The 24,510-nt window shown below is 60.3% G+C and carries 16 protein-coding genes; all 16 read left to right on the top strand.

Going from position 1 to position 24,510, the window contains the following annotated elements:
- Positions 1-383 precede the first annotated feature (383 nt).
- The 16 genes from pepD to DESLA_RS0106190 all read left to right on the top strand — a co-directional run bounded on the left by pepD (position 384) and on the right by DESLA_RS0106190 (position 23,679).
- A complete protein-coding gene (pepD, locus tag DESLA_RS0106295; protein ID WP_051434446.1) occupies positions 384-1,952 on the top strand; it encodes a beta-Ala-His dipeptidase in 1,569 nt (522 codons plus the stop codon).
- On the top strand, positions 1,946-2,098 hold the full coding sequence (locus tag DESLA_RS22800; protein WP_156932882.1) for a hypothetical protein: 153 nt from the start codon (positions 1,946-1,948) through the stop codon (positions 2,096-2,098). The genes pepD and DESLA_RS22800 overlap by 7 nt, the downstream gene beginning before the upstream one ends.
- 72 nt (positions 2,099-2,170) lie before the next feature.
- Entirely contained in the window at positions 2,171-6,487 is a 4,317-nt protein-coding gene (gene ptsG / locus DESLA_RS22310; RefSeq protein ID WP_084031934.1) for a PTS glucose transporter subunit IIBC, read from the top strand.
- 334 nt (positions 6,488-6,821) lie between these two features.
- Positions 6,822-7,586: a hypothetical protein gene (locus tag DESLA_RS19105; protein ID WP_051434445.1), complete on the top strand. Its 765-nt coding sequence runs from the start codon at positions 6,822-6,824 to the stop codon at positions 7,584-7,586.
- A gap of 166 nt (positions 7,587-7,752) precedes the next feature.
- Positions 7,753-8,016, top strand: coding sequence for a type II toxin-antitoxin system Phd/YefM family antitoxin (locus tag DESLA_RS0106275; RefSeq protein ID WP_028571792.1), 264 nt, complete (start codon positions 7,753-7,755; stop codon positions 8,014-8,016).
- On the top strand, positions 8,013-8,303 hold the full coding sequence (locus tag DESLA_RS0106270; protein ID WP_084031933.1) for a type II toxin-antitoxin system RelE family toxin: 291 nt from the start codon (positions 8,013-8,015) through the stop codon (positions 8,301-8,303). The genes DESLA_RS0106275 and DESLA_RS0106270 overlap by 4 nt, the downstream gene beginning before the upstream one ends.
- 307 nt (positions 8,304-8,610) lie before the next feature.
- Positions 8,611-10,167: a C69 family dipeptidase gene (locus DESLA_RS0106265; protein WP_051434444.1), complete on the top strand. Its 1,557-nt coding sequence runs from the start codon at positions 8,611-8,613 to the stop codon at positions 10,165-10,167.
- 193 nt (positions 10,168-10,360) lie between these two features.
- On the top strand, positions 10,361-11,044 hold the full coding sequence (locus DESLA_RS19100; RefSeq protein ID WP_051434443.1) for a pentapeptide repeat-containing protein: 684 nt from the start codon (positions 10,361-10,363) through the stop codon (positions 11,042-11,044).
- A 103-nt stretch (positions 11,045-11,147) separates the two neighbouring features.
- The gene (locus DESLA_RS0106250) at positions 11,148-12,824 is read left to right on the top strand and encodes a TolC family protein (protein WP_169732601.1); all 1,677 of its coding nucleotides are present in this window, start codon (positions 11,148-11,150) and stop codon (positions 12,822-12,824) included.
- 180 nt (positions 12,825-13,004) lie between these two features.
- Positions 13,005-14,750, top strand: a complete 1,746-nt coding sequence (locus DESLA_RS0106245; protein ID WP_028571788.1) for a PAS domain S-box protein — start codon at positions 13,005-13,007, stop codon at positions 14,748-14,750.
- A gap of 2 nt (positions 14,751-14,752) precedes the next feature.
- Entirely contained in the window at positions 14,753-15,448 is a 696-nt protein-coding gene (locus DESLA_RS0106240; protein WP_035261444.1) for an ABC transporter ATP-binding protein, read from the top strand.
- Positions 15,445-16,635, top strand: coding sequence for an ABC transporter permease (locus DESLA_RS0106235; protein ID WP_028571786.1), 1,191 nt, complete (start codon positions 15,445-15,447; stop codon positions 16,633-16,635). The genes DESLA_RS0106240 and DESLA_RS0106235 overlap by 4 nt, the downstream gene beginning before the upstream one ends.
- 127 nt (positions 16,636-16,762) lie before the next feature.
- Positions 16,763-18,391: a PAS domain-containing sensor histidine kinase gene (locus DESLA_RS21580; RefSeq protein ID WP_051434442.1), complete on the top strand. Its 1,629-nt coding sequence runs from the start codon at positions 16,763-16,765 to the stop codon at positions 18,389-18,391.
- A 359-nt stretch (positions 18,392-18,750) separates the two neighbouring features.
- Positions 18,751-19,428, top strand: coding sequence for a response regulator (locus DESLA_RS0106210; RefSeq protein WP_028571785.1), 678 nt, complete (start codon positions 18,751-18,753; stop codon positions 19,426-19,428).
- A gap of 599 nt (positions 19,429-20,027) precedes the next feature.
- Positions 20,028-22,034 (top strand): PAS domain-containing sensor histidine kinase, encoded by a 2,007-nt coding sequence (locus tag DESLA_RS0106195; RefSeq protein WP_084031929.1) that lies wholly within the window; start codon positions 20,028-20,030, stop codon positions 22,032-22,034.
- A gap of 37 nt (positions 22,035-22,071) precedes the next feature.
- Complete coding sequence (locus DESLA_RS0106190; RefSeq protein ID WP_084032191.1) at positions 22,072-23,679, top strand: sigma-54-dependent transcriptional regulator; 1,608 nt, start codon at positions 22,072-22,074, stop codon at positions 23,677-23,679.
- The last annotated feature ends 831 nt before the right edge of the window (positions 23,680-24,510 follow it).

Here is a 24,510-nt window from a genome sequence, read left to right as displayed (position 1 = left end):
GCTGCATCAGGCACAAGGGATGCCCGGTGGAGAATGCAAGGTAAAGCGGATGTTGCGCGGAAGAAATCCAGGGATATGCTGAAACGAGTAGAGTGTTTTTCATGAAAATTTGTATCTACTCAGCACATTTTGTATCCGCCCTTGCTCCGGCGATCGGAGTCGGGGTCGCTATCGGAATCGGAATCGGAACAGGAAAATTTTGAACGCTTCCCAGCGTTTTCGATCCCGATACCGATCCCGACTCCGACCCCGACAACGGCATTACTCTATGCTGAATAGTTACGAAAATTTAAAGACTTTTGAGCTTTTCTCTTACGGAGAGAAAGGCACCAGCCCGGTGAGATAACCACCCGGAAAAACTGCTCAACCGAGAGGAGTACGCGATGAAATGCATGATCACCATGGGACTGCTGTGGGCCGCTCTGGCCTGTTTCACCCTTGGTTTTTCGACCTCGGCCCTGGCCGCCGAGGTCGTGCCTGATCAGGAGGGCCCGGCCCTGGGCGGGGACGGCGCGGACACCCAGCGCATTTTGGCCATATTCGAAGCCATCAGCCAGGTGCCGCGCTGCTCCAAGGACGAGAAGCGCATTGCGGCCTGGCTGATCCAGTGGGCCGAGGAGCGGGGCTTGCCGGTCAAAACCGATGCGTTCAACAACGTCATTGTTTTCGTGCCCGCGACCGAGGGCTATGCCGACGCGCCGGTGGTGGCCCTGCAGGCGCACATGGACATGGTCTGCCAGAAAACAGCGGATTCGGACCACGATTTCACCATTGACCCCATCCGCTTGGTCCGGGACGGCGAATGGCTGCGGGCCACGGACACCACCCTGGGCGCGGACGACGGGATCGGCATGGCCATCGCCTTGTTCCTGGCCGAGGAGCCGGGGCTGAAGCGTCCGGCCCTGGAGCTGCTCTTCACCACGGACGAAGAGGTGGACATGTCCGGCGCGGAAGGGCTGGCCGAGGACGCCCTGAGCGCCGAGCGGTTCATCAATATCGACTCTGAAACCGAGGGCTTCGTGACCCTGGGCGCGGCCGGCGGGGTGAAGATGGAAATCACGCTGCCGCTGGCCTTTGCTCCCCTTCCCTCCGGTCAACTGACGTACTCCCTGCGTATCAACGGCTTGCTGGGCGGCCATTCCGGCGTCGAAATCCACAAGAATCGGGCCAATGCCAATGTCCTCATCGCCCACGCCCTGGGCGAGGCTGTGCCGTTTCGGCTGATCAGCTTCGCCGGAGGCTCGGCGGACAACGCCATCACCCCGACCTCGGAACTGATTTTCGCCCTGGATCCTGGCCACGAAGACGCGCTGAAAGCCCGGATCGCCGCCTTTGAACAGGAAATCCGCCGGGAGTATCCCGAGGAAACCGGCCTTGTCGTGACCTTGCAACCAGTCTCCGCCGGGGCGGACACGGCCCTTTCCGAAGCGGACACCGCGCAGGTGATCGAACTGGTCCTGGCCATCCCCCAAGGCGTGGTCGAATGGTCCGAGACCTTTTCCGGACTTCCTGAGACATCCAATAATATCGGAATCCTGTTGACCACGGACGCGGCTCTGGAGCTGACGATCTTTCACCGCAGCTTCAGCCCGGAGAAGCTGGAAAACCTGGCCAAGGCGATTGAACGGACAGCGGCCGACGCCGGGGCGGCCACCAGCCGTCGCAGCCAGTTCCCCACCTGGCCGCCCAACCCGGATTCCGTCCTCTACAAGAAAGCCCTGGCGGCCTACGAACGGGCCTTCAGCACCCCGCTCCGGACCGAAGTGCTCCACGCCGGTCTGGAATGCGGCTTTATCGCCGAAAAATACCCCCACATGGAAATCATCTCCATCGGCCCGACCCTGGAATACGTCCACACCCCCAGGGAACGCCTGAATGTGCCCTCCGTGGAGCGGGTGGCGCTTTTTCTGCGGGAGTTGTTGGGGGATCTTGGCGAGTCAGGAGCATGGTGAGTCCCAACTCGGTCCGGGTCGCGGACATCGGTCCCCGCACGCCGGTGTATTCCTGCCTGGGAAACACCAACTGCCGTGAAAGGGACTGCCTGCTTGCCCGCAACAGCCTTTTTCCGGCCTCGTCGGCCGACATGCTTTCCCGGTGATATGTCCTCCGTACAGGATCCCGCCGCTTCCACAAGCTCACCCCAAACTTCGCGACACGGAGCGTTCCCGTCATGCCCATCCTGACCAATTCCTTCGCCACGTTGCAGAAAATCGGCAAGGCCCTGATGCTTCCCGTGGCCGTGTTGCCCATCGCCGGCATCCTGCTGGGCGTGGGCAGCGCCCAGTTTTCCTGGATGCCGGTGCAGCTCTCCCTGCTGATGGCCGCGGCCGGTTCGGCGATTTTCGGGAGTCTGCCCTTGATTTTCGCCATCGGCGTGGCCCTGGGACTGACGAAAAACGACGGGGTGGCCGCCTTGGCCGCGGTGGTGGGGTACGTGGTCATGCTGGCCACCCTGGGCGTATTGGGCAAGATCTATCAGCAATGGGACTTCGTGACCCAGACTCTGGATCTGACCATCGTCACCAAGTCCATCATGGGCATCAACGCCATGGATACCGGGGTTCTGGGCGGGATTCTGGCCGGGGCCGTGGCCGCGAGGATGTTCAACCGCTTCTACCGCATCGAGCTGCCCCAGTATCTGGGCTTTTTCGCTGGCAAGCGATCCGTGCCCATTGTCACGGCCTTCGCGGCCATTGCCCTGGGCTTCGTACTCAGCCTGATCTGGCCCTTTGCCGGAACCGGGATCGAACGGTTTTCGCAGTACGCGGCCTACGGCAACCCGACCCTGGCCGTGACCATCTACGGCTTCGTGGAGCGGCTGCTGATCCCCTTTGGCCTGCACCACATCTGGAACGTACCCTTTTTCTTCGAGATCGGCTCCTATACCACGGCGGCGGGAGAAGTGGTCCGGGGGGACATCAACCGCTTTTTCGCCGGAGACCCCACCGCCGGCATCCTGGGCGGGGCCTATCTGTTCAAGATGTTCGGCCTGCCGGCCGCGGCCATTGCCATCTGGCACACGGCCAGGCCGGAAAACCGGGTGCGCACCGGCGGCATCATGCTCTCCGCGGCCCTGACCTCCTTTCTCACGGGCATTACCGAGCCCATTGAATTTTCCTTCATGTTCGTGGCCCCGGTGCTCTACGCCATCCACGCGGTCTTTGCCGCGGGCTGCCAACTCCTGTTCAGCCTGCTGGGCGCGAAACTGGGCTTCACCTTTTCCCAGGGCTTCATCGACTTTGCCCTGTTTTTCGCCCTGGACACCAGGCCCTGGCTGGTCCTGGTCTTCGGCCCCCTGGTGGGCCTGATCTACTATGGAACCTTCCGGGTGCTGATCAGGGCCTGGGATCTGAAGACGCCGGGCCGGGAGGACCTTGCGGCCGATACCGGGATCGACGCGGGCACGGCCGGAGGTTTGGTTGATGATGTGGCCCGGGAACTTCCCCGCAGCCTGGTCGCGGCCTTTGGCGGCCGGGAGAACATCGTCAGCCTGGACGCCTGCATCACCCGGCTGCGGGTGGAGGTGGCGGACATCGCCCGGGCTGACCAGGCCCGGCTCAAGGCCCTGGGCGCGACCGGGGTCATGGTGGTGGGCCGGAACATGCAGGCCATTTTCGGGCCCCGGTCCGAAAACCTGAAAACCGCCATGGAGCAGTTTCTGCTCGGCGAGGAGTCCGGGACGGAAAAGGCCGATGCGGAAATGTCCGATGCGGCAACGCCTCCGCCGCCTCTTCGGCACGAGCCCCTTGCCCTGCTCGCGCCGCTTTCCGGGCGGCTGGTTCCCCTGGAAGAGGTTCCGGACCAGGTCTTTGCCCAAAAAATGGTCGGCGACGGCATTTCCATCCAGCCGGAAAGTTCCACCCTGCTGGCCCCCTGCGCCGGGCGGGTGGTCAATCTCCATGCCGGCAAACACGCCCTGACCATCCAGGCCGAAAACGGCCTGGAGGTGCTGCTGCACATCGGGCTGGACACGGTCAAGCTGCGCGGCCAGGGCTTCACCACCCGGGTCAGCCAGGGCGACGTGGTCCAGACCGGAGCGCCGCTGATCGTTTTTGATCCGGACTATATCTCCCAAAACGCGCCCAGCCTGCTGACCCAGATGGTCGTGGACAATGCCGGGGACGGGGCGCTGTTCACCCCGGAACAGGGCCAGGTGGTGGCCGGGCGGGACGTGGCCCTGCGGATCAGCTTCGCTGGCCGGCCCGCAACGGTTGCTCCGGGCGAGGCAGCGTCCCGGGCCGAAGGGGACGCCCTGGTCTCCGAGCCCGTGGCCATCATCAATCCCAGCGGCCTGCACGCCCGGCCGGCCGCGGTGCTGGCCAATCTGGCCAAGGGATTCCAGGCCGACGTGCGCCTGATCCTGCACGACAAAAAGGCCAATGCCCGCAGCGTGGTGGCCCTGATGAACCTGGCCACCAAGCAGGGCGACCTCGTGACCGTGGAAGCCGTCGGCCCGGATGCGGCCCAAGCCATCCCGGCCCTGGTCCAAGCCCTGGCCTCCGGCCTGGGGGAGGCGGGCCCGGCGGCCAAACCCCAGCCGATCACAGGCCCGACCACAGGCCCGGCCACAGGTCTGGGCTCCGTCCCGCGCGACAAAGCTCATGTTCATTCATCTGAACCGGACGACCCGAACCTGATCATTGGCGTCCCGGCCTCCCTGGGTCTGGCCGTGGGCCGGATTCGCCGCAAGCAAGGGCAGGTTTTCGATATTCAGGAAGCAGGCCGGGATCCGGACGCCGAGCGCGCTGATCTGCGCCGGGCCGCGACCCGGGCCGCGGAAGAGATCGAGACCATGCGGCGGAAGTCGGCCCAGCCCGACAAGCCCGGCAAGCCCGGCACGTCGCCGCAAGCGGATATCTTCGCGGCCCACAAGGAGTTGCTGGATGATCCCGAGATTATGGACCAGGCCGAAGGCCTGATCGCCCAGGGCAAGAGCGCGGCTTTTGCCTGGCGCCGGGCGTACACGGCCCAGGCCGAGCAGCTGGCCGCCCTGGACAACGATCTGCTGGCCCAGCGCGCCCATGATCTGCACGACGTGGGACAGCGGGTGCTGCGCATCCTCACGGGCGCGGTCGCCGCCAAAGCCGTCTATCCCCCGGACACCATCCTCGCGGCCCGGGATCTGACGCCGTCGGATCTGGCCGACCTGGCCGAACCGGACCCGAATCCGGTGGTCGGCCTGTGCAGCGTCACCGGCGGGTCCACGTCCCATGTGGCCATCCTGGCCCGGTCCATGGGCCTGCCGACCCTGGTCGGGGTTGACCCGCGCCTGCTGGACCTGCCCGAGGACACTCCGGCCATCCTGGACGGGGCCAAGGGCGTCCTGCGCCTCAACCCCTCGGACCGGGAAATGGCGGAGCTGCGGACGAGCATGGCCCAGGCAGAGGAAAAACGCCGCCGCGACCTGGCGGCCAAGGACGACCCCGCAATCACCACGGACGGAGTGCGCGTGGAGGTGGCCGGGAACATCGGCGGCCTGGAGGACGCCAAAAAGTGCGCGGCCATGGGCGGTGAGGGCGTGGGCCTGATGCGCACGGAATTCGTGTTCATGAACAGGGACCAGGCCCCCACCGAGGATGAGCAGACCGAGATCTACGCCGCCGTGCTCAACGCCGTGGGCAACAGGCGGCCGGTGGTCATCCGGACCATGGACGTGGGCGGGGACAAGCCCCTCTCCTATCTGCCCATCGCCCCCGAGGAAAACCCCTTCCTGGGCGAGCGGGGCATCCGCGTCGGCCTGGATCGGCCCGAAGTGCTCCGCGCCCAGCTGCGGGCCGTGATCCGGGCCGCCATGCAGGCCCAGGCCCAGGCCCAGGCCCAAGATCAGGGCCTGAATCGGGGCCAGACCCAGGGCCAGACCCAGGGCCAGACCCAGACCCAGACCCAGGGCGAGGGCGCGGCCAGGGCCCTGATCATGTTCCCGATGATTTCCCGGCTGGCGGAATTCCGCGAGGCCAAGGCCCTGTTCGAGGAGGAACGCGATGCCCTGAAGGGCCAAGGCAGTCCGGTGTCCATTCCCGTGGGCATCATGGTGGAAACCCCCTCCGCGGCCCTGCTGGCCGGGCAGTTCGCCAGGGAGGCGGATTTCTTCTCCGTGGGCACCAACGACCTGACCCAGTACACCCTGGCCATGGATCGCGGCCACCCCCGGCTGGCGGCCCACTGCGACGGCCTGGACCCGGCGGTGCTGGCCCTGATCCACAAGGCGGCCCGGGCCGCCGCGGCCCACGGCAAGTGGTGCGGCGTCTGCGGCGGCCTGGCCGGCGACCCGGAGGCCGTGCCCATCCTCATCGGCCTGGGCGTCACCGAACTCAGCGTCGGCGCGGCCTCCATCCCCGGGGTCAAGGCCCTCGTCCGCACCCTGAACATGGCCCGCTGCCGGGAACTGGCGGCCCAGGCCCTGAGCCTGGATTCAGCTGCCCAGGTCCGGGAGTTTTCCCGAAGGCATTTTCCCCCGACGTCGGAGATGATCCACTCTGCTGGGTAAGGCAGCTCCCTGAAAATAACGTAACAGTTTTGGGAAACGAACCGCCCGCTCCCGTTGGTCGCTCAAGGCGCGAGGTACGCCAAGGAAAAGATTTTCGAAAGCAGGGAAAAAGCTGCTTTCCAAAACATTGCCCCTCCCTGTCGGGAGGGATCAGCATCGCCGATAGGCGGCGAGTTTTTGGCTTCCAATGACCGTGCTGTCCGTCAGGGCAACTGCCGGACAACGTCTTTTTCAACAATCAGGTTAGTGCCCTGATCCCAAAATCGCGCCGGAAAACCGGTCATAAACAGGAGAGACAGCCATGGAGCCCAAGAGCTATCCATCAGGCAGAGCAATGAAATTCGCCCTTGTTTGGGCAATGCTCCTTTTTCTCGCCGCCTGTGGCGGCGGGTCGTCGGACGGGTCCTCGGGAGGTTCCGGAGGCGGTGGCGATACCCAGGCCGCGTATCAGCGGGCCGTGGCGGATGCGATTGTGGCCGAGCCGGATGAAATCGTGGTCTCGCTGACCCCCATCGTCGGGTACAACACCGACCTGATCTGGGAAGGGGAGCCGGGGGCGTCGCGGGTGCTGATGGTTACCTGGGTGGATGGCGACTACTACGACAACTCCGTGGGGCAGGATTACACCCTGCCTGATTGGCTGCGGCTTTGGGTGACGGCGGTCCCGGAAATACAGGCTTTTTTCGCGCCCAGGCCTTCTTCCAACGAGGCGATCCTGAAGCGCAGGGTCGAACAACTCCTGGGCATGCCGCCGGACACAGCGAATATCAAGTTCGTGGAAGTTTGGGTCAATCCCAACGACATGGTCCGCCCCTGCCCGGATCCGGAGATCACGGACACGGTTTGCGAGCTGGACTTCCCGCCGCCTCGCTTCCAGGAACTGTCCTCGGATTACAGGCAATGGTTCGAGGCCAACCGGGCTTCCAGCTATGGCGGAAGCAAGCCCTATCCGTGGACCCGCCTGGGATATACCTGCGACTGGTATCGCGGGCAGGGGTGCGACACCGGGCTCAGCGAGTTCGTCATCTGGCCGGGTTCCACCGTGGGCGTCCGGTCGGTCCGAACCACCCAGGACTACCTGAATTCGGTTCCCGAATGATTTTGTATCGACGCCGACCCCGATAATCTGGCCGGCAATTCTGCCGGCCATTCTCCAGGTCATCGTGTTCGGGGCGGTGGGGGAGTTCGGGTGATGTGCTTGACAACCAAACCGGCATCAGGAAGCATGACCTGAATTCAGGTCAACCGGAATGGAGGTCCGAAACATGGAAATACTTTCCCTCTCTGAGGCGAAAATGAAGTTCAGCCATCTTGTGGACATGGTCAACGCCACGGACCAGGAGGTCGTGATCACCAGAAACGGGCGACCTGCCGCTGTTTTGGTCAGCCCTGACGAGTTTTCAAGCTGGTCGGAAACCTTGCTCATCCAGTCCGATCCACGGCTTTTGGAGGAAATTGCCTCGGGAATGCGGGATATGAAGGAAAACAAGGCCAGCCTGTACACCATTGACGAACTTTTCGCCGAATGAGCCGGAGTCCCTTGTATCGACTGCGCGTTTCAGACGATCTGGCAGCACTGATTCGCGGTCTGCATCCAGAGCTGAAACGAAAAGTCCGCGAGGCACTTGTGCTGATCGTGGAGAATCCGGCACTGGGGAAGCCCTTGAAGCGAGAACTGGAGGGCCTCAGAAGCTTTCGCGTCAACAGATTTCGGATCATTTACAACTTGGCTGCAAACAGAGAAGTCCAGATCATCGCCATCGGCCCCCGTGACCGGATCTGTGAGGAAACGGCCCGCATGGAGAGGAGGGAATGAACTTCCTGGGGGAAGATCCTGATAACAGCAGACAGCCGGAGCGAAGCCTCTCCCTGGCCTTCCTGCCCGTGCGATCCGGACACGTCACCAACATGTCCAGGCATGTTCAGGCATCTCCAGGCCGCCATGAATGTTGGCAGTGCCCGAAATGTTGGCGCAAACAGTATGGCGTTTAATGGTTGACGTATTTTTGTAATATAACGAAATTTTATGTCTTTTTTATGGCATGGATCGTGCTTGATTCAGGCAACATCTGCTTCGCATGCTGAACAGATACACATTTTACGCATCACATGGAGGAAATCACATGAAATCCAAGTCTTGTTCGTCCTGGGGCATTGCCTCGCCCATTGCGGCACTGTTTCTGCTCCTGTTGTCCGGTTTCATCGCGCTGCCCATGGCCCCGGCAGAAGCCTGCACCACCATTCTCGTCGGCCACGAGGCCACCGCGGACGGGTCCCTGATCATCGCCCGCAATGAAGACAACGCCGGTGCGTCAGACGCCCAGAACATCGTGCGTCACGCTCCTCGCAACGAGGCTTTTACTTTTAACGCCAACGACAACGACTTCACCTGGCCCATGCCGCCGAATGGGCTGGGCTACGTAGCCTTTCCCAAATGGCAGTCCGAAGACCAGAAGGACCTGTCCTTTGAGGAAACCGGGATCAACGACTACGGTATCGCCATCTCGGCCACGGAAACCATTTTCAACAGCGACGCCATTTTGGCCATTGATCCCTACGTGACAGACACCGGTCTGACCGAGGATTCCATCACTTCGGTGGTCCTGCCCTATGCCACCTCGGCCCGGGAAGGCATTCGACTGCTGGGGCGGGTCATCGAAACGGCCGGCGCCGGTGAAGGCTTTGGCGTGGCCTTCAGCGACCGCAACGAGATCTGGTACCTGGAGACCGCCTCCGGTCATCACTGGCTGGCCCAGCGCCTCCCGGCGGACACGTATTTTGTTTCCGCCAACCAGGGGCGCTTCCAGTCCGCTGACTTCAGCGATTCCATGAACGTGATGTCGTCCGCCGGGTTCGTGGAGTTTCTTGTGGAAAACAAGCTGTCCGATCCGGCCCAAAGCCCGTTCAATTTCTTCACCTGCTGCATCAGCGACAGCGAGCACGACCACACCTACAATTATCCCCGGGTGCGCGAACTGCTCAAGCTTTACTCCGGCATCGAGTATGCCCGGGAGGACGGACTGTATCCGGTTTTTGTCCGGCCCGACCGGAAACTGACGGTCCAGGACGTGGCCCAGGGCCTGCGCAATCGCTATCAGGGCACCCCGCATGATCCCTACATGCACCAGAATCCCAAGGAATCCTACCGGCCCGTCAGCGTGATGCGCGCCTCCCTGTCGCACATCACCCAGACCCGGCCGGACCTGCCCGGCGACCTCGCGGTTATTCAATATATCGCCCTGGGCATGCCCGACCTGGGCGTGTACATGCCCTTTTACAAGGGCGTGACCGACATGCCCGCGGCGTACCAGGGCGCCACCGGCGAGATGGACGACCACTCCATGTTCTGGCGCTCCCGCAAGATGCAGGCCTTGGTGTTGCAGGACTATCCGCGTCTGGCCCCTGTCGCGCATCAGATCATTGCCGATTTTGAGCAGGAACTGGCGGTCAGGCAGTCAACCATGGAAGCCGGGTACCTCGCGCTGTGGCAGCAGGACCGGGACGCCGCCAAGGCTCTGATCCAGACCTTCACCGATCAGGCCGTGGCTGACCTGGAGCAGATGCTCGACGAGCTGATTGCGCGGTTTGCCAAGGAATTGGACCTGGAATCCCTGACCGACGAGCAGTTTTTTGAGCTGATTATGGGCATTGAGCAGAAATACCACTTTCACGGCGCGTGATCCGCGCTTGGCTCTGGACGACGCACGTTAATCGGAGTCGGAATCGGAGTCGGAATTGAACAGGAAGAATTGAGAACGCATCCCAGCGTTTTCGATCCCGATCCCGATTCCGACTCCGTGCAATCCCTTCCATCGGGGGCTGTTTTTCAGAATGTTCCGGGCGTGGCACCTGTTATTGAATGGAACAAGAACCATGATAAGAACGCGGGCGCTATTTCTGGCCGTCAGCCTTGCCCTGTATCCGGCCCTGTATCCGGCCGGATATGGCTGGGCCTATGATGCGCGGCATCTTGAGCGGTTGATGGAGACCGGGCACTGCGAGCAGTGCGACCTGGACTATGCCGATCTGGAGGGACACGTCCTGACGGACGCCATCTTGCTTTCCGCCTCGCTGCTTCAGGCCAATCTGGTTCGAGCCGATTTGCGCGGTGCGAACCTTGACGGGGCCGATGTGCGCGGGGCCATGCTGATGGAGGCCAATCTGGGCGGCGCGAAACTGAATAAGGCCGATCTGCGCGGAGCGAGTCTGAACGATGCGATCCTGAACGACGTCGGCTTGCGGCGGGCTGACCTGCGCACAGCAAGCCTGAACAGGGTTACGCTGGCCGGAGCCAACCTGCGGGAGGCCAATCTGGGCGAGGCCTGGCTGATTTCGGCGGTTCTGGAAAATGCTGATCTGCGTGGGGCCAAACTGGGCCTGGCCACGTTGCGCCGGGCCAACTTTTTCGGCGCTGACCTGGAAGACGCCGACCTCCGCGGCGCGGATCTCCGAGACGCGGATCTGCGCAAAGTCAATCTGCGCGGCGCGAACCTGTCCCAGGCCACCTGGACGGACGGCCGGGGCTGCGCCCTGGACTCCATCGGCGCGTGCAGGTAAGCAGGGCGCTCCCTCCCAAATCATCGCCTCAGCTCCAGAACTGAAGACAGGTTGGTGCATGCCAGTTTTTTTTCGTCAAATAAATTGGGCGTTTTTGCCTCTGATGCTCTTCCTTGCATTCTGGTTCTCACCTGCCAAGGCCCAGGATTTGGGGCGGGATACGGACCAGAATATGGGTTTGAGCTTGTTGCGGTCCCAGCTTCAGATCGCAACTCCTCCACAAAACCAACTTCAAGACCAGACGGATAATCCGTCCGGGTCCACGCAATACGTCCTGCCGTCGTCTGATCAGCTCGGCCTGCCCGAAGTCCTGGAACTGAACCTGACCGAGGCCATCCATCTGGCCCTGCGCCAGAACCGGGAGATTGAGAGTGCTTACCTGGGCCGGATTCTTCAGAAATTCTCGTTAGGCAAAGATCTGTCCAAGTTCTGGCCGAATCTGGAAATTTCGCCCAGGACGGATGCCTCCGTCGCCGGTTCGTCCACTCAGTACGTCGCGGACGGCCCGGAAGCGGAGCGGTCGCGGACAGAGACCGTGAACGCCGGGATCACCACCAGCGTGACCCAGAAGGTGCCCACCGGGGCGGAGCTGTTTTTTGCCTGGGACAACACCATCGCCGGAATCCGTAGCCATGACGGGGAAACCGTGAGCCGGGAGAGCGGGCTGACCGGCTGGTCCGTGGGCTTTCGTCAGCCCCTGCTCAAGGGCGGCGGAACCAGGTACAACACGGCATCCCTGGTCCGGGCCGCGATGCAGGAGGAAGACAACGTCCGCGCCTTGCGGGATACGCTGATCGGTACCATCAACGGAGTGATCAGGGAATACCGGGCCATGATGCGGGCCAAGCAGCGGTTGGAACTGGCCGAGGACGCCCTGGCCAAGGCCCACAAGCATCTGGATGACACCAGGGTGCTCATCTCCGCTGGTCGGCGCGCGGCCAGCGAGAGCCTGCAGGCCGAGGCCGACCTGGCTCAGAAGGAGCTGGACCTGGAAACAGCCCGCCAGGACCTGGACAATGCCCAGCTGAACCTGGTCCGTCGCCTGGAGCTGGACAGCGGCACGGCCATCGCCCTGACCGAGCCCATCGAGTTGCAGCCCGTAACCCCGGTTTTCGAGGACTGCCTGGAGCTGGCCCTGGAGCGCGACCAGGGCTATCTGGCCGCCCAAAACGCCTTGGAACTGGCCCGGATGAGCCTGGACGACGTTCTGAATCAGCGGCGTTGGGACCTGGACCTGGAAGGGGCCTACTCCGACGGCTGGCGCCATCGTCACCCGGACCCGAGTTCCCGGCAGGATGAATGGCGGGTGGGCGTGTCCCTGAAAATCCCCTTGCCCATCTACGGCGATCCCAAGTATGATCGGGAGCAGCCCCTGCTTTCAGCGCGCATCGCCCTGCGCCGGGCGGAAATGTCCCTGATCACCGTTCGGGAAAACTTGGAAAATTCCGTGCGACAGCGGGTGCTGGACGTGGAATCCAGACTGAAGCAGGTCGAGCTGGCCCGGCGGACCTATGAGCTGTCCGAACAGACCTATCAGTTCAGTGAACTGAGATACCAGTTGGGACAGATGTCCAACACCAACTTCATCACCGAGCAGGACCGGCTGCGCAACGCCCGCAACAACTTCAACGATTCCATCATCAACTACCAGAATTCCCTGACCGAACTGGACGCCCTCCTGGCCACGACCCTGGATACCTGGGGCATCGCCTTTGTCGCGGAGCGCGCAGACCTGGAAGAACAGTATCTTGGCGGCAACGTCTGGTTGCTGGACCGCTGATTCCGTTTTGCGTTCAACATGACGCAAATAGCCAGGACATACTTGGAGTTGAAATCGAAATCATAGAAAACGCCGTAATTCTAAATACTTACTTATGTTTCTCGATTTCGATTTCGATTTCGATGCCGATTTCGATTCTGTCCTGTGTTTTGCTTGACTCCTAACCTGAAAGGATCCGTCATGAACCCCGCGGACCATTTGCACCAAAATATCCTGGAAAACATGCGCGACGGGGTGATGGCCCTGGATTTTCAGGGCCGGGTCACCCTGTTCAACCCGGCTGCCTCGGATATCCTGGGCCTGGACCGGGACCGGGTGCGCGGGCGGACCTTTGCCGAAGTCTTTCTGTGCATGGACGAGGCCAACGACGAGTTCAACCAGGTGGTGCTGGACGCGGTCTTTGAAAAGGCCGTGGGCCGACAGGAGACCGTGGACTTCATGCGTCCCGGCGGGGCGCGGGCCACCCTGTCCCTGACCTCGTCCTATCTGCGCGGCGAGGCGGACGACCAGGCCCGTGGCGTGATCCTGGTCTTTTCGGACATCACGGCCCTGAAGACCCTGCAGGAGCAGGAACGGGAAAACAGCCGCAAGCTGGCCCGGGCCTACACCGATCTGGAAGAATCCAACGCCCGCCTGACCCAGACCCTGAAACGGGCCCAGGTGGTGCGCATTCTGGCCACCCTGGGCGTGATCCTCTTTTTCGTCGGCCTGGGAGTCGTCCATTTCCAGGGCTTCACCCCGCTCAAGTCCCTGCCCGGACTGACCACCCCGGCCCCGGTCTCCGACGGACCGACCCGGCAGATCCATACAGTGCGCACCCAGCCCCTGACGGCCACCATTTCCTTGTCCGGTCGGCTCCAGCCGGTGGAGGAGATCGTGGTCACCGCGCCCTTTGACGCCCGGATTCTGGAAAACCACTTCATTTTCGGCCAGCGGGTGCGCCAGGGCGACCTGTTGCTGGTCCTGGACGTGTCCGAGTTGGAGGTCAAGCTGCGCGAGGCCCGGGGCAACCGGATCAAGGCCGCGCAAAAGTACGCCGAACTGCGCGACTGGGACGACGGCCAGGAAATGGCCCGGGCCCGGCGCAGCGTGGAGCGGGCCGAGAACAAGCTGGAAACCGACCGGCGCAAGCTGGAGGAAAGTGAGCTGCTCTATTCCCGTGGGCTGATTCCGGCCAACGAACTGGACACCGCCAAGCAGCAGCTCCAGTCCTCGACAACGGATCTGATCTCCAGCCGGGAAGACCTGGCCTCCACCCGGGACAAGGGCAACCCGGACAACGTGATGATCGCCCGCATGGAGCTGGACAACGCCGAGTTGCGCCTTGCGGAGCTGGAAAAACAACTGGCTCAGGCCCGGGTCTTGGCTCCGGCCTCCGGCGTGGTGGTCCGGCCCACGGTGGAGGAGGACAAGAAGACCTCCCTGGACCGGGGAGGCCGGGTCACGGCCGGTGCGGCCCTGCTGGCCCTGGGAGATCTGAGCGGGCTGCGGGTGCTGACCAAGGTGGATGAAGTGGACATCGGCAAGCTCGTCCCGGGCCAGAAGGTCACGGCCCGTGGCGACGCCTTTCCCGGCCTGACCCTGTCCGGCCTGGTGGCCCATATCTCGGCCCAGGCCACCGGCGGCACCGGGCACCAGGCCCCGACCTTCGACGTCCAGATCACCATTCCGGAACTGAGTCCGGAGGCCGAAGAGGTGATCCGCGTGGGCATGAGCGCGGACCTGGAGGTCCTGGTCCACGACAATCCCTCGGCCCTGCTCCTGCCCCTGCACCTCGTCCGCCCCCAGCACGGCCAGTCGCTGGTCCGGGTGCTCCTGGACAACGACCAGATCGAAGAACGCGAAGTCCAGACCGGCATGACCACGCTGAACGCGGTGGAAATTCTCTTCGGGCTGCACGTTGAGGATCGGTTGGTGGAGTGGTAACCATGTCCCTGTTCAAGCTGGAAAATATTCGCAAGTCCTTTACTTTGGGGCCGGTGCAGGTGGAGGTGCTCAAGGGGGTGGATTTGGAGGTGGGGGCCGGGGAGCTGGTGTCCATCATGGGGACGTCCGGGTGCGGCAAGTCCACGTTGATGAACGTGATCGGTTTTTTGGATCAGCCGACCTCGGGCCGCTATCTGATGGAGGGCCGGGAAACCTCGTCCTTGTCGGACCGGGAGTTGTCCACCATCCGCAACCAGAAGATCGGTTTCGTCTTTCAGCAGTTCAATCTGCTGGGCCGACTCACGGCCCTGGAAAACGTCTGCCTGCCCCTGATCTACCGGGGCATGGGGGAGCGGGAGCAGCGACGGATCGCCCGGGGAATGCTGGAGCGGGTGGGCATGGCTGAGCGGGCCGGGCACAAGCCCACGGAGCTGTCCGGCGGCCAGCAACAGCGGGTGGCCATTGCCCGGGCTCTGGCCGGATCGCCGTCCATCATCTTGGCCGACGAACCCACCGGGGCCCTGGACACCCAGGTGGGTCAGGACATCATGAACCTGTTTCTGGAACTCAACGCCACCCAGAAGATTACCACCATCCTGATCACCCACGATCCGCACATCGCGGCCCAGTGCCGACGGGTGGTCCGGATGAAGGACGGGGTGATCGCGGACAACGCTCAGGCGAGGACCACGCCATGATGCTCAAGGCCAATCTCCGGGAAGCCTCCCGGTCCCTGATCGCCGCCAAGCAGCGTTCCATCCTGGCCCTGCTGGGCATCGTCATCGGCATCGGTTCGGTGATCGCCCTGGTCTCCACCGGGGCTCTGGCCCAGCGCGAAACCCTGCGCCAGTTCATGGAAATGGGTACGGACATCATCAGTATCCAACTGGAGCAGGGCAGGGGGGAGCGGGGCGGCGCGCCGACCGGCTTCAGCCTGGAGGAGGCCCTGGCCTTGCCGGAGCGGTTGGCGACGATCCGTTCCGTGGCCCCGTACGCCTCGGCCTTCGGCGAGCTGCGCCGGGAAGGCCAGCGGATTTCCATTCCGCTGCTGGGCGTGACCGAATCCTTTTTGGACATGAACAAGCTGGAACTGGAGCAGGGCCGGTTCATCTCGGACCTGGACGTGCTGATGTCCCATGCCGTGCTGGGCGGCAACCTGGCCCAACGGCTGCTGGGCCAGGGCATGGCCGTGGGCGTGGGGGAGCACGTTTATTTCGACAACCGCAAGCTGACCGTGGCCGGGATCCTGCGCCCCGCGGCCATGGGCGCCATGCGGCCCTACGAGGCCAGCGAAGGGCTGATGCTGCCCATCACCACGGTCCTGCGCGTCTCGCCGCAAAACACCATCCGCACGATCATGGCCCGGCTGGAGCCGGGCGTCACGGCCGGCCAAGCCACTGAGGACGTGCAGGCCCACTTTGCCGGTCTGTCCAGGCCCAAGCAGATCCGGGTGACCAGCCCGGAGCAGATCATCGAGCACATGGAACGCCAGTCCCGGATGTTCACCCTGCTCCTGGGGGCCATCGGCAGCATCTCCCTGGTCGTGGGTGGGGTGGGGGTGATGAACGTGATGCTGGTCTCGGTCAGCGAGCGTCGTCGGGAGATCGGCATCCGTCGGGCCCTGGGTGCGCAGAAACGGGACATCCAATGGCAATTCCTGATCGAGTCCGTTATGCTTTCCCTGGTGGGCGGGGTCCTGGGCATCCTCATCGGCGTGGGGGCCTCCTACGGCATAGCCCATTACTCGGACTGGCAGTTCGAACTCATCCACGGAGCCCTGCTCCTGGGCGTCGGTGTCTCCGCGGCCGTGGGCATCTTCTTCGGCTACTACCCGGCCCGCCAAGCCGCGGCCCTCAATCCCATCCAGGCCCTGCGGGCCGAGTGAAGATCCGGACTAGCCCTTTTACGCCATGGACGCGACCATGGCGTCCGTATGGCCCTGGATGCCGTGAATCATGGCTCCCCTCGGCAACACCCAGATCAAGAGCAAGGGTTTGGGAAGGAGTATTCTCATGGATCCTGATTTAGATGCCAGAAAACAGCTTTTGCGAAAGCAGGCTGAAGCACGATTGACCAAAATACCACGGTCGGTTGAATATCTTTCCGTGGAAGATATCAAGGCTCTGATCCACGAATACCAGGTCCATCAGATCGAGTTGGAGCTGCAGAACGAGGAACTTCGCCACGTCCAGACGGCGCTGGAGCAAAGCCGCGCGCGCTACTTCGACCTCTATGACCTGGCCCCGGTGAGCTACCTCACCCTCTCCGAGCCGGGACTGATCCTGGAGGCCAATCTCGCCGCCTCGGTCCTGCTGGGCATGGATCGAAGCGCCCTGCTCATGCAGCCGATCTCCCGCATCATCCATAAAGAGGACCAGGACATCTACTACCTGCATCGCAAAAAACTCTTTCGGACGGGCGAACCGCAGGAATGCGAACTGCGGCTGGTCAGATCGGACGGCGCGCTCTTCTGGGCGCACCTGGCCGCCACCGCGGCGATGGACAGCGCCGGTACACCGGTTTGCCGGGTTGTCATCTATGATATTTCCGATCGCAAGCGAGCCAACGAGATATTGGTCCGGGCGAAAGAAGAACAGTTTGATAACGTTTTTCATGCATCGCCCATCGGCATTGCGGTGTATAACGAGCTGGGTATTATGCGCTCGATGAACAAGGCCTTCCAGGAAATCTATGGAATAGGCGATGAGAGTCCGATCAAGGGCATATCGCTTTTCGACGATCCATTTCTAAGCAGAAGAGCAAGGCGGAGTCTGCTGGCGGGCAGTGCTGTCCAAGAGGAAGTGTCCTTTGATTGTCAACACGCCGCGGCCCGACAAGCGTATGGAACAACAAAGACCGGGATGTTGTATCTGGATGTACGGATCACTCCGTTTGGTTCGGATCCGGCCCGCGTCGTAACCGGATACATGGTCCAGGTTCAGGACATTTCGGCCCGCAAGCAGGCCCAGGAGAGCCAGCGTGTACTTTCAAGGCAGCTTATCCTGGCCCATGAAGACGAGCGCCGCATGATTTCCCGAGAACTGCATGATGGTGTTGGGCAGGATCTTGTGAGCGTGAAAATCGGCCTGGACGAACTGAGCCAGTGTTGTCCGGACGCCTGCCCAGAAATTCAGGAGAAGGCCACGGCCTTTTCCCGTCTTATTGGCAAGGCCATCGCGGACATCCGGGATATGGCCTATGAACAGCACCCCTTGGGGCTGGAGCAGTTCGGATTCAAGCAGACCATTACGCAGCACGTCAACGAGTTTAGTGAGAAAACCGGCATTGATGTGGATCTGAGCCTTACGGGCTTTGACGGCCTGACCCTGGGTGGTGATATGGACATCAATCTGTATCGTCTGATTCAGGAGGGCCTGCGCAATATCCAGAAGCACGCCCAGGCTCAACAGGTTGCCGTGAAAGTGGTGAAATCCTTTTCAGGCATCATCCTGCGGATCGAAGACGACGGCCTCGGCTTTGATCCGGTGCAACGGATGGCGACCGCGATCGAGGAAAAGCGCATGGGCATGCGCAGCATGCTGGAACGGGCCACCCTGCTCGGGGGAACGATGCACATCCAGTCGCGCCTGGGACAAGGAACGAAAATTCTGGTCGAACTTCCCGCTGATGAAAGTTTGTAACTATTCAGCATAGAGTAATGCCGTTGTCGGGGTCGGAGTCGGGATCGGTATCGGTATCGGGTTCGAAAACGCTGGGAAGCGTTCAAAATTTTTCCTGTTCCGATTCCGATTCCGATAGCGACCCCGACTCCGATTGCCGGAGCAAGGGCGGATACAAAATGTGCTGAGTAGATACGAAAGTTTTACATCAACATGACGTAAAGAGCGCGGAGTATGGTCGAAATTGAAATGGTATCGAAATTGCATTTCGTCACGTCAATGACGTACTTGTTTTTCTCGATTTCGATTTCGATTTCGATTCCAATGTTGAGTTGGCCTGATACTGTCATTTGGGAAGCAACGTAGAACAAGGAAGCGCCATGACGCCGAAAAAAACAGTATTGATTGTCGATGACCATCCGCTCTACAGGGAAGGCCTCAAGGCGATAATCGTTCGAAGCCCGTCATTCGAGGTGGCGGGAGAAGCCGGCGACGCGGAGCAGGGGCTTCAACGGGCCAAGGCATTGCGGCCCGATCTCGCCTTGGTGGACATATCCCTGCCCGGAGGAAACGGCATTGATCTGGTCCGGAGCCTAAGAAACGTCCTGCCCGAGACGCGGATTCTGGTCATCAGCATGCATTCCAGAATGGACTACATCAGCGAGGCCTTCCAGGCCGGGGCTCTGGGCTACGTGGTCAAGGAATCCGCCGCGGAAGGGTTGTTGAAGGCACTGGAAGTCGTGGCCAACGGCGATTTTTTTCTGGACAGTTCGGTTTCCCGTGAAGTGATCCAGGGAATCGTGAATTCTCCTGGCCCGCGAGCGGTCGAGCCCCACGGCGACTACGGGAGCCTGACCCCCCGCGAGCAAGAGATCTTTCGGCTGTTGGCGGAAGGGCAATCGACCAAGGCAATCGCGAACCGGCTTTTCGTCAGCCCGAAAACCGTGGAGAACCACCGCACCAACATCATGCGCAAGCTCGAACTCCAGCGGCCCATGGACCTGATTCGCTATGCGGTCAAGATCGGCCTGGTCGATGTGGACCAATGGAAGGATTGAACCCCGGATTGGTTCGATTCTCGCGCGCTATTGGATCGGTATTGAAATCGAAATCGAAATCGAAATCGAAATCGTGATCGAAATCGAACGTCATCTCTAAAAAGATGGCGTAATCAAGGGGTGATGCACAGTTTTTTCGATTTCAATGATTTCGATTTCGATCGCGATTTCGATTTCGATTTTGATGAAAACTGATTTGTTTCACGCCTAAGCGAGCATTTCCCCCCCAACGCGCCTTCGATCAACGCAACAAACACCTCCTCTGTGTCCCCCCCGGGAGAACTTCCTGTCTTCTCCCGGGGGGATTTTCGTCTTCTCCATGTGAAATTTTCCCGCTTCTTTCGGGAAATACTCCCGCCTCTACCGGGAAATATTCCTGCACCCATCAGAGATTATTTCCCGCATAAATAAGAGATTCCCCTACAGACGAGGCTATCTGAAGAGGATATTTCGGTCCGTAATATGTAATTTTCTTCTATAATCCAAGACTGAAGTGTGCCGCACGATCACGGGGGGAGGGCCGGATTTCCCCGTTTCGTCGCCGCCACGAATCCATCGCCGACACTCGGTAGCATCGAAGACCCACGGAGACATCGATCATGAATTATCACTCTTCGCTGCCTTTGGCTGGAGTCCTTGGGAGAGGATCGTCATGCCCTCCCGCATTTGTGAACCCAAACGGAGGTGAGCAGTTCTTCAAGACGCTCGTGGAGTGGATCAACGTCCCTTTGGTGATGCTTGATGCACAACGAAGGATTTCCTATGCCAACAATACATTTTATCAGTTGACAGGTTTTACGTCATTCGATGTCCTCGGGGTAAGGCTCGATGCTCTTGTTCCGAAACATCAGCGTAATTTGATCCATCACCAGATGCTCTTGCTCGGAGACGGAAAAAATATCTCTTTTGACATCCAGCTTCCGATAAGGAATGGCGCTTTCATCCATCTCGGCGTATCCGTCTTTCCGTTCCCACAAAATTTTCGAGAATTTACCGGTGCTTTTACGGTATTTTCAAAAATCGCGGGAAACAGCATGGGCATTAGTGATGCTGTTTTCATTGCGAAGAAAGAGCTGGAGCATACTATTGATTCAGTCCATGACTTAATATGCGTTGTGGACAGGAAGAATGTCATCAAACGAGTCAATATGTCTTTTGCACGGCATTTCAATATGCATCCATGCGCATTGATCGGCAAAAATTGTGAAGAACTCTTTGATTTTTGCCTGCCTCGTTTATCCCATGAACAAAAATATCCTTTGTCCGCGAAGAAAAACGTTCTGCAGCAGACAATCCATTCTGACCGTCTAGGGGAGATTCAGGTCACGGTATCGCCGTTCAACGACTCCAGCAACAACACCGTTGGAGCGGTTTACGTTATTCACAACATAACCGTGTGGGAACACTCGAAGGAAAGCCTTGTCGACACCCATCAGCAGGTCGGCGACAAGGCTTTGATCACTCATGCACGGGAAAAAGACGCCGCTCAGGACGAACTGTTGCGCACGGCCTCGATCATCGAACATGTGCCCGAGAGTGTCGTGCTCACGGACATTGACTGGAGGATCAGCTACGTCAATCCAGCGTTCTGGCAAATGACCGGATTGGACAGACGACAAGTTCTCTCGGGAAAGGTGAACCTGTTGACCTTTTTTCAGCACTCCTGCCTGCCGGAAAAAGACAACATGGAAGAACTGATGCTCGACAAAGGCATCTGGCATGGGAATCTTGTTATGCGGCGTAAGGACGGTTCGCGCCGCGACATCAAGGCCCAGATTACTCCCTTGAAGAATTCGGGCGGGGCGATCACCAACTACGTCGCCATCCTGTGCGACGTGACGCAAGAGGTGCGTTTGGCGCGACGCATTCGCAATGCCGAGAAACTGGAGGCCATCGGGATCGCGGCCGGGGGAACCGCGCATGACTTCAACAACATTCTCGGGGGGATCATCGGTTCCATTGAACTGGCCGCGGAGCAGCTCGAGGATGGCGACCCCGTGCGCACGGACCTGGAGCAGGCCCTGGGATACGCTGAAGACGCCAAAAAACTGGTCGGTCAGATTTTGAGTTTCAAGCGCCAGGGCTCCCCGATTGCTTTTCCAACGGCCGGCCTTGATCTTGTTCAGAGCGTCATTGCCGTCAGTCGCGGGTTGTTGCCCAAAGGCGTACGCATCGTCCAGAATCTTCGGACGACCTCCTGGCTGCTCGTCGCCGACACCACGCATATGCATCAGATCCTCATGAATCTCTGCATCAACGCAGCCCAGGCCATGAACGGTCAGGGCGAAATCGAAGTGACGCTGTCCGAGGCAATCCTTGAAGGTCCCCTGGCTGTTTACGGCAACCAGCTTCCCGAGGGCGAATACCTGCACCTTGCGGTCAGGGATAACGGCCGAGGCATTCCCGAGGAAATCCTCGACCGGGTATTTGAGCCTCTCTTTTCCACCAAGAAAAGCACGGGAGGGACGGGCATGGGGCTGCCCATCGTTCACGCCGTCGCGCACAAGCTGGGCGGCGGCGTTGTTCTGGACAGCCGTCAAGGTCGGGGCACGACGGTCCATGTTTACCTTCCCCGATGCGTTTCCCTGGAACATCTTGATGAATAGCCAGGTTGATTCCCCGCGAGCATGCAATCAGGACGTCATGCCGGAACCTTGTTTTCATTCGGATGATTCTGGTCGGTGCCAGGAGGGGAAGAGGACTCTTGTCCTGATCATTGATGACGACAAGATCATCTGTAACGTCTTGTCTAAAAAGATCCTTCGATTGGGGTATGATGTTCAGTGCGCGCATTCCCTCCGCAAGGGCCTTGAACTCGTTGAACGCTATAACTTCGACGTGGTTTTCCTGGATGTCCGCCTGCCCGACGGCAACGGCCTGGAGGCGTTGCCGACGATCAACCGCGGGAGCAAGCCCCCGGAGGTGATCATCATTACCGGCGAGTCCGATCCGGACGGCGCCGAATTGGCCATCCGCAACGGCGCATGGGATTATGTTCAAAAGCCGTCTTCCTTGAAGTCGATGCTGTTGCCGTTGATCCGCGCCTTACAATACCGTGAGAAAAAGCCATGCGCAGGCCTGAAGGCCCTGAAAGTCAACGGTATTGTTGGTCGAAGCCCCCGGATCAAGGCGTGTTTCGATCTGCTGGCCCAGGCCGCGGAGAGCGACATGTCGGTGCTTGTCACGGGCGAGACCGGTACGGGCAAAGAGCTATTCGCGAGGGCCATTCACGAGAACAGCGCCAGGGCAAAGGGGCGCTTTGTCATTGTGGATTGCGCGACCCTTCACGAAAACCTCGTCGAGTCCGAGTTGTTCGGTTCCGTCAAGGGGGCGTTCACCGGCGCTGATTCGCTTCGGGAAGGGCTGATCATCAAGGCGGACGGCGGAACCCTGTTTCTGGACGAAGTGGGAGAACTGCCCCTGTCCGTTCAGAAAAAATTTTTGCGCGTCCTTCAGGAACATCGCTTCCGCAAGGTTGGGGACAACAGGGAAATCAAGAGCAATTTTCGGCTGGTCTGCGCCACGAACCAGGATCTCGAGGCCATGACCCAAGCCGGCGCTTTTCGTCAGGACCTCCTCTTTCGTTTGAGATCCATGCATATTCAACTCCCGGCCCTGATCGACCGGCGGGAGGACATCAAGGAACTGACCGTCCATCATATGAACACGGTCTGTGAACAATACGGACTGCCCACCAAGGGCATGTCGCCGGAATTCACCGAGGCGCTGATGAACTACGATTGGCCGGGCAATGTCCGTGAGTTGTTCGGCACCCTGGAGAACGTCCTGGTTTCGGCCAGAAAAGAGCCGATCCTCTATCCGCAGCATTTACCTATGGAGGTGCGGATCAAGGCAAAGAAAGCATGCCTGCGCAAGGGGCACAAATCCTCCAATCACGCCCAGCTCCCCGATTTTTCCGAGGTTCCGCGGCAGGTCGAACCGGAAGAGCGGGGCGCTCCCGTCGAAGATATGGAAGCCCCCGTGGTCGAGCCCGCCCTCAATTCGGCCCGCGCCGTTCCGGATTTCGTCTTTTCGGAATCAGAGTCCGTCAAGGCAAGTGCGTTGATGGCCAAAGACCTCCCGACACTGCGGGAACTGCGGGAACAGACCGTCAGTGCCCTGGAACGGGAGTACATCCATGAAATCTTGCGGCGTGTCGGTCACGACCTACCCGAAGTCCTGCGCCTCTCCGGCATTTCCAGGGCCAGGTTCTACGAACTGCTCAAAAAGCACTCCATTCCATTCCGTTGAACTGAGAAGTTTCGACAATCCCGAAGGGATTTCGCCGTAGAGCCGGCGGTTTTTACCCCCGAGGCGGAGTGGATTACGGATCGAGTCCTGAAGGGGCGACGTTAGCAGTTGAACTGCCAATAACGTCGCCCCTTCAGGACTTAAATTTTTTATTGGTCAGCAGGCCGGAATCAATAGATTTACGAGCCCGGTTCAATATAGCAGAAAACCAGCTGTAAACTTTCCTGACACCGATGACCCAAGTGTAAATATAAAAGTTATATCTTATTGGATGGTTATGTTTTTCCGTTAAACAGAAGCAGTGTAAAGAATAGCGACGCAACGACAGGCGTTGGGGGTGGCGAAGGAAACACGGCGCAGAACCCAAGGTAGCGGTGCGGCCGCGACCCTGGGCTCTGCGCCTGAAACCATGGAATTTCCGGAGGATATCAGTCCGAACCGCATAGTGAGTAATCCAGGATATGCGGATGGTTGCAAAATCCGGATTCCCTTATTCAAGGGGATGTCGATGGTGTGCGAGTCCTCTCATGCCGCTGCATGCCCTGCCTGGATACGAACGCTCCGCGGAATCCTGAAGTCCTGCAAAGCCGGATGCGGGAACCAGTCATATAATCCCGCGCCACCATCTCTGGTTTGGGTGTGCCTCCTAATACCTTGAAATTGCATATCAAAAAAACAACGACAGATATGGACTCCTTGGCATGCATCTTGAAGAAATGACGACGACTCATGGTTCTTTCCGAAGCAAGGCGCGCCGCCTGGAGACGGTTGCATCGAGAAGCTGCTGGTCTTGCCCATATAGCAGTCCGTTGAAAAACTCCCAATTGCTGC

It is taken from the genome of Desulfonatronum lacustre DSM 10312, assembly GCF_000519265.1.
Classification (GTDB): domain Bacteria; phylum Desulfobacterota; class Desulfovibrionia; order Desulfovibrionales; family Desulfonatronaceae; genus Desulfonatronum; species Desulfonatronum lacustre.
Note: the sequence above shows the minus strand (reverse complement) of the source record. Positions and strands in the feature narration are given on the sequence as shown.

Coding starts and splice junctions, on each gene's coding strand:
- DESLA_RS21580 (WP_051434442.1), top strand. CDS start 16,763: ATGGATCCTGATTTAGATGCCAGAAAACAGCTTTTGCGAAAGCAGGCT.
- DESLA_RS0106250 (WP_169732601.1), top strand. CDS start 11,148: ATGCTCTTCCTTGCATTCTGGTTCTCACCTGCCAAGGCCCAGGATTTG.
- ptsG (WP_084031934.1), top strand. CDS start 2,171: ATGCCCATCCTGACCAATTCCTTCGCCACGTTGCAGAAAATCGGCAAG.
- DESLA_RS22800 (WP_156932882.1), top strand. CDS start 1,946: ATGGTGAGTCCCAACTCGGTCCGGGTCGCGGACATCGGTCCCCGCACG.
- DESLA_RS0106240 (WP_035261444.1), top strand. CDS start 14,753: ATGTCCCTGTTCAAGCTGGAAAATATTCGCAAGTCCTTTACTTTGGGG.
- DESLA_RS0106210 (WP_028571785.1), top strand. CDS start 18,751: ATGACGCCGAAAAAAACAGTATTGATTGTCGATGACCATCCGCTCTAC.
- DESLA_RS0106275 (WP_028571792.1), top strand. CDS start 7,753: ATGGAAATACTTTCCCTCTCTGAGGCGAAAATGAAGTTCAGCCATCTT.
- DESLA_RS0106190 (WP_084032191.1), top strand. CDS start 22,072: ATGCCGGAACCTTGTTTTCATTCGGATGATTCTGGTCGGTGCCAGGAG.
- DESLA_RS0106235 (WP_028571786.1), top strand. CDS start 15,445: ATGATGCTCAAGGCCAATCTCCGGGAAGCCTCCCGGTCCCTGATCGCC.
- DESLA_RS19105 (WP_051434445.1), top strand. CDS start 6,822: ATGAAATTCGCCCTTGTTTGGGCAATGCTCCTTTTTCTCGCCGCCTGT.
- DESLA_RS19100 (WP_051434443.1), top strand. CDS start 10,361: ATGATAAGAACGCGGGCGCTATTTCTGGCCGTCAGCCTTGCCCTGTAT.
- DESLA_RS0106195 (WP_084031929.1), top strand. CDS start 20,028: ATGAATTATCACTCTTCGCTGCCTTTGGCTGGAGTCCTTGGGAGAGGA.
- pepD (WP_051434446.1), top strand. CDS start 384: ATGAAATGCATGATCACCATGGGACTGCTGTGGGCCGCTCTGGCCTGT.
- DESLA_RS0106245 (WP_028571788.1), top strand. CDS start 13,005: ATGAACCCCGCGGACCATTTGCACCAAAATATCCTGGAAAACATGCGC.
- DESLA_RS0106270 (WP_084031933.1), top strand. CDS start 8,013: ATGAGCCGGAGTCCCTTGTATCGACTGCGCGTTTCAGACGATCTGGCA.
- DESLA_RS0106265 (WP_051434444.1), top strand. CDS start 8,611: ATGAAATCCAAGTCTTGTTCGTCCTGGGGCATTGCCTCGCCCATTGCG.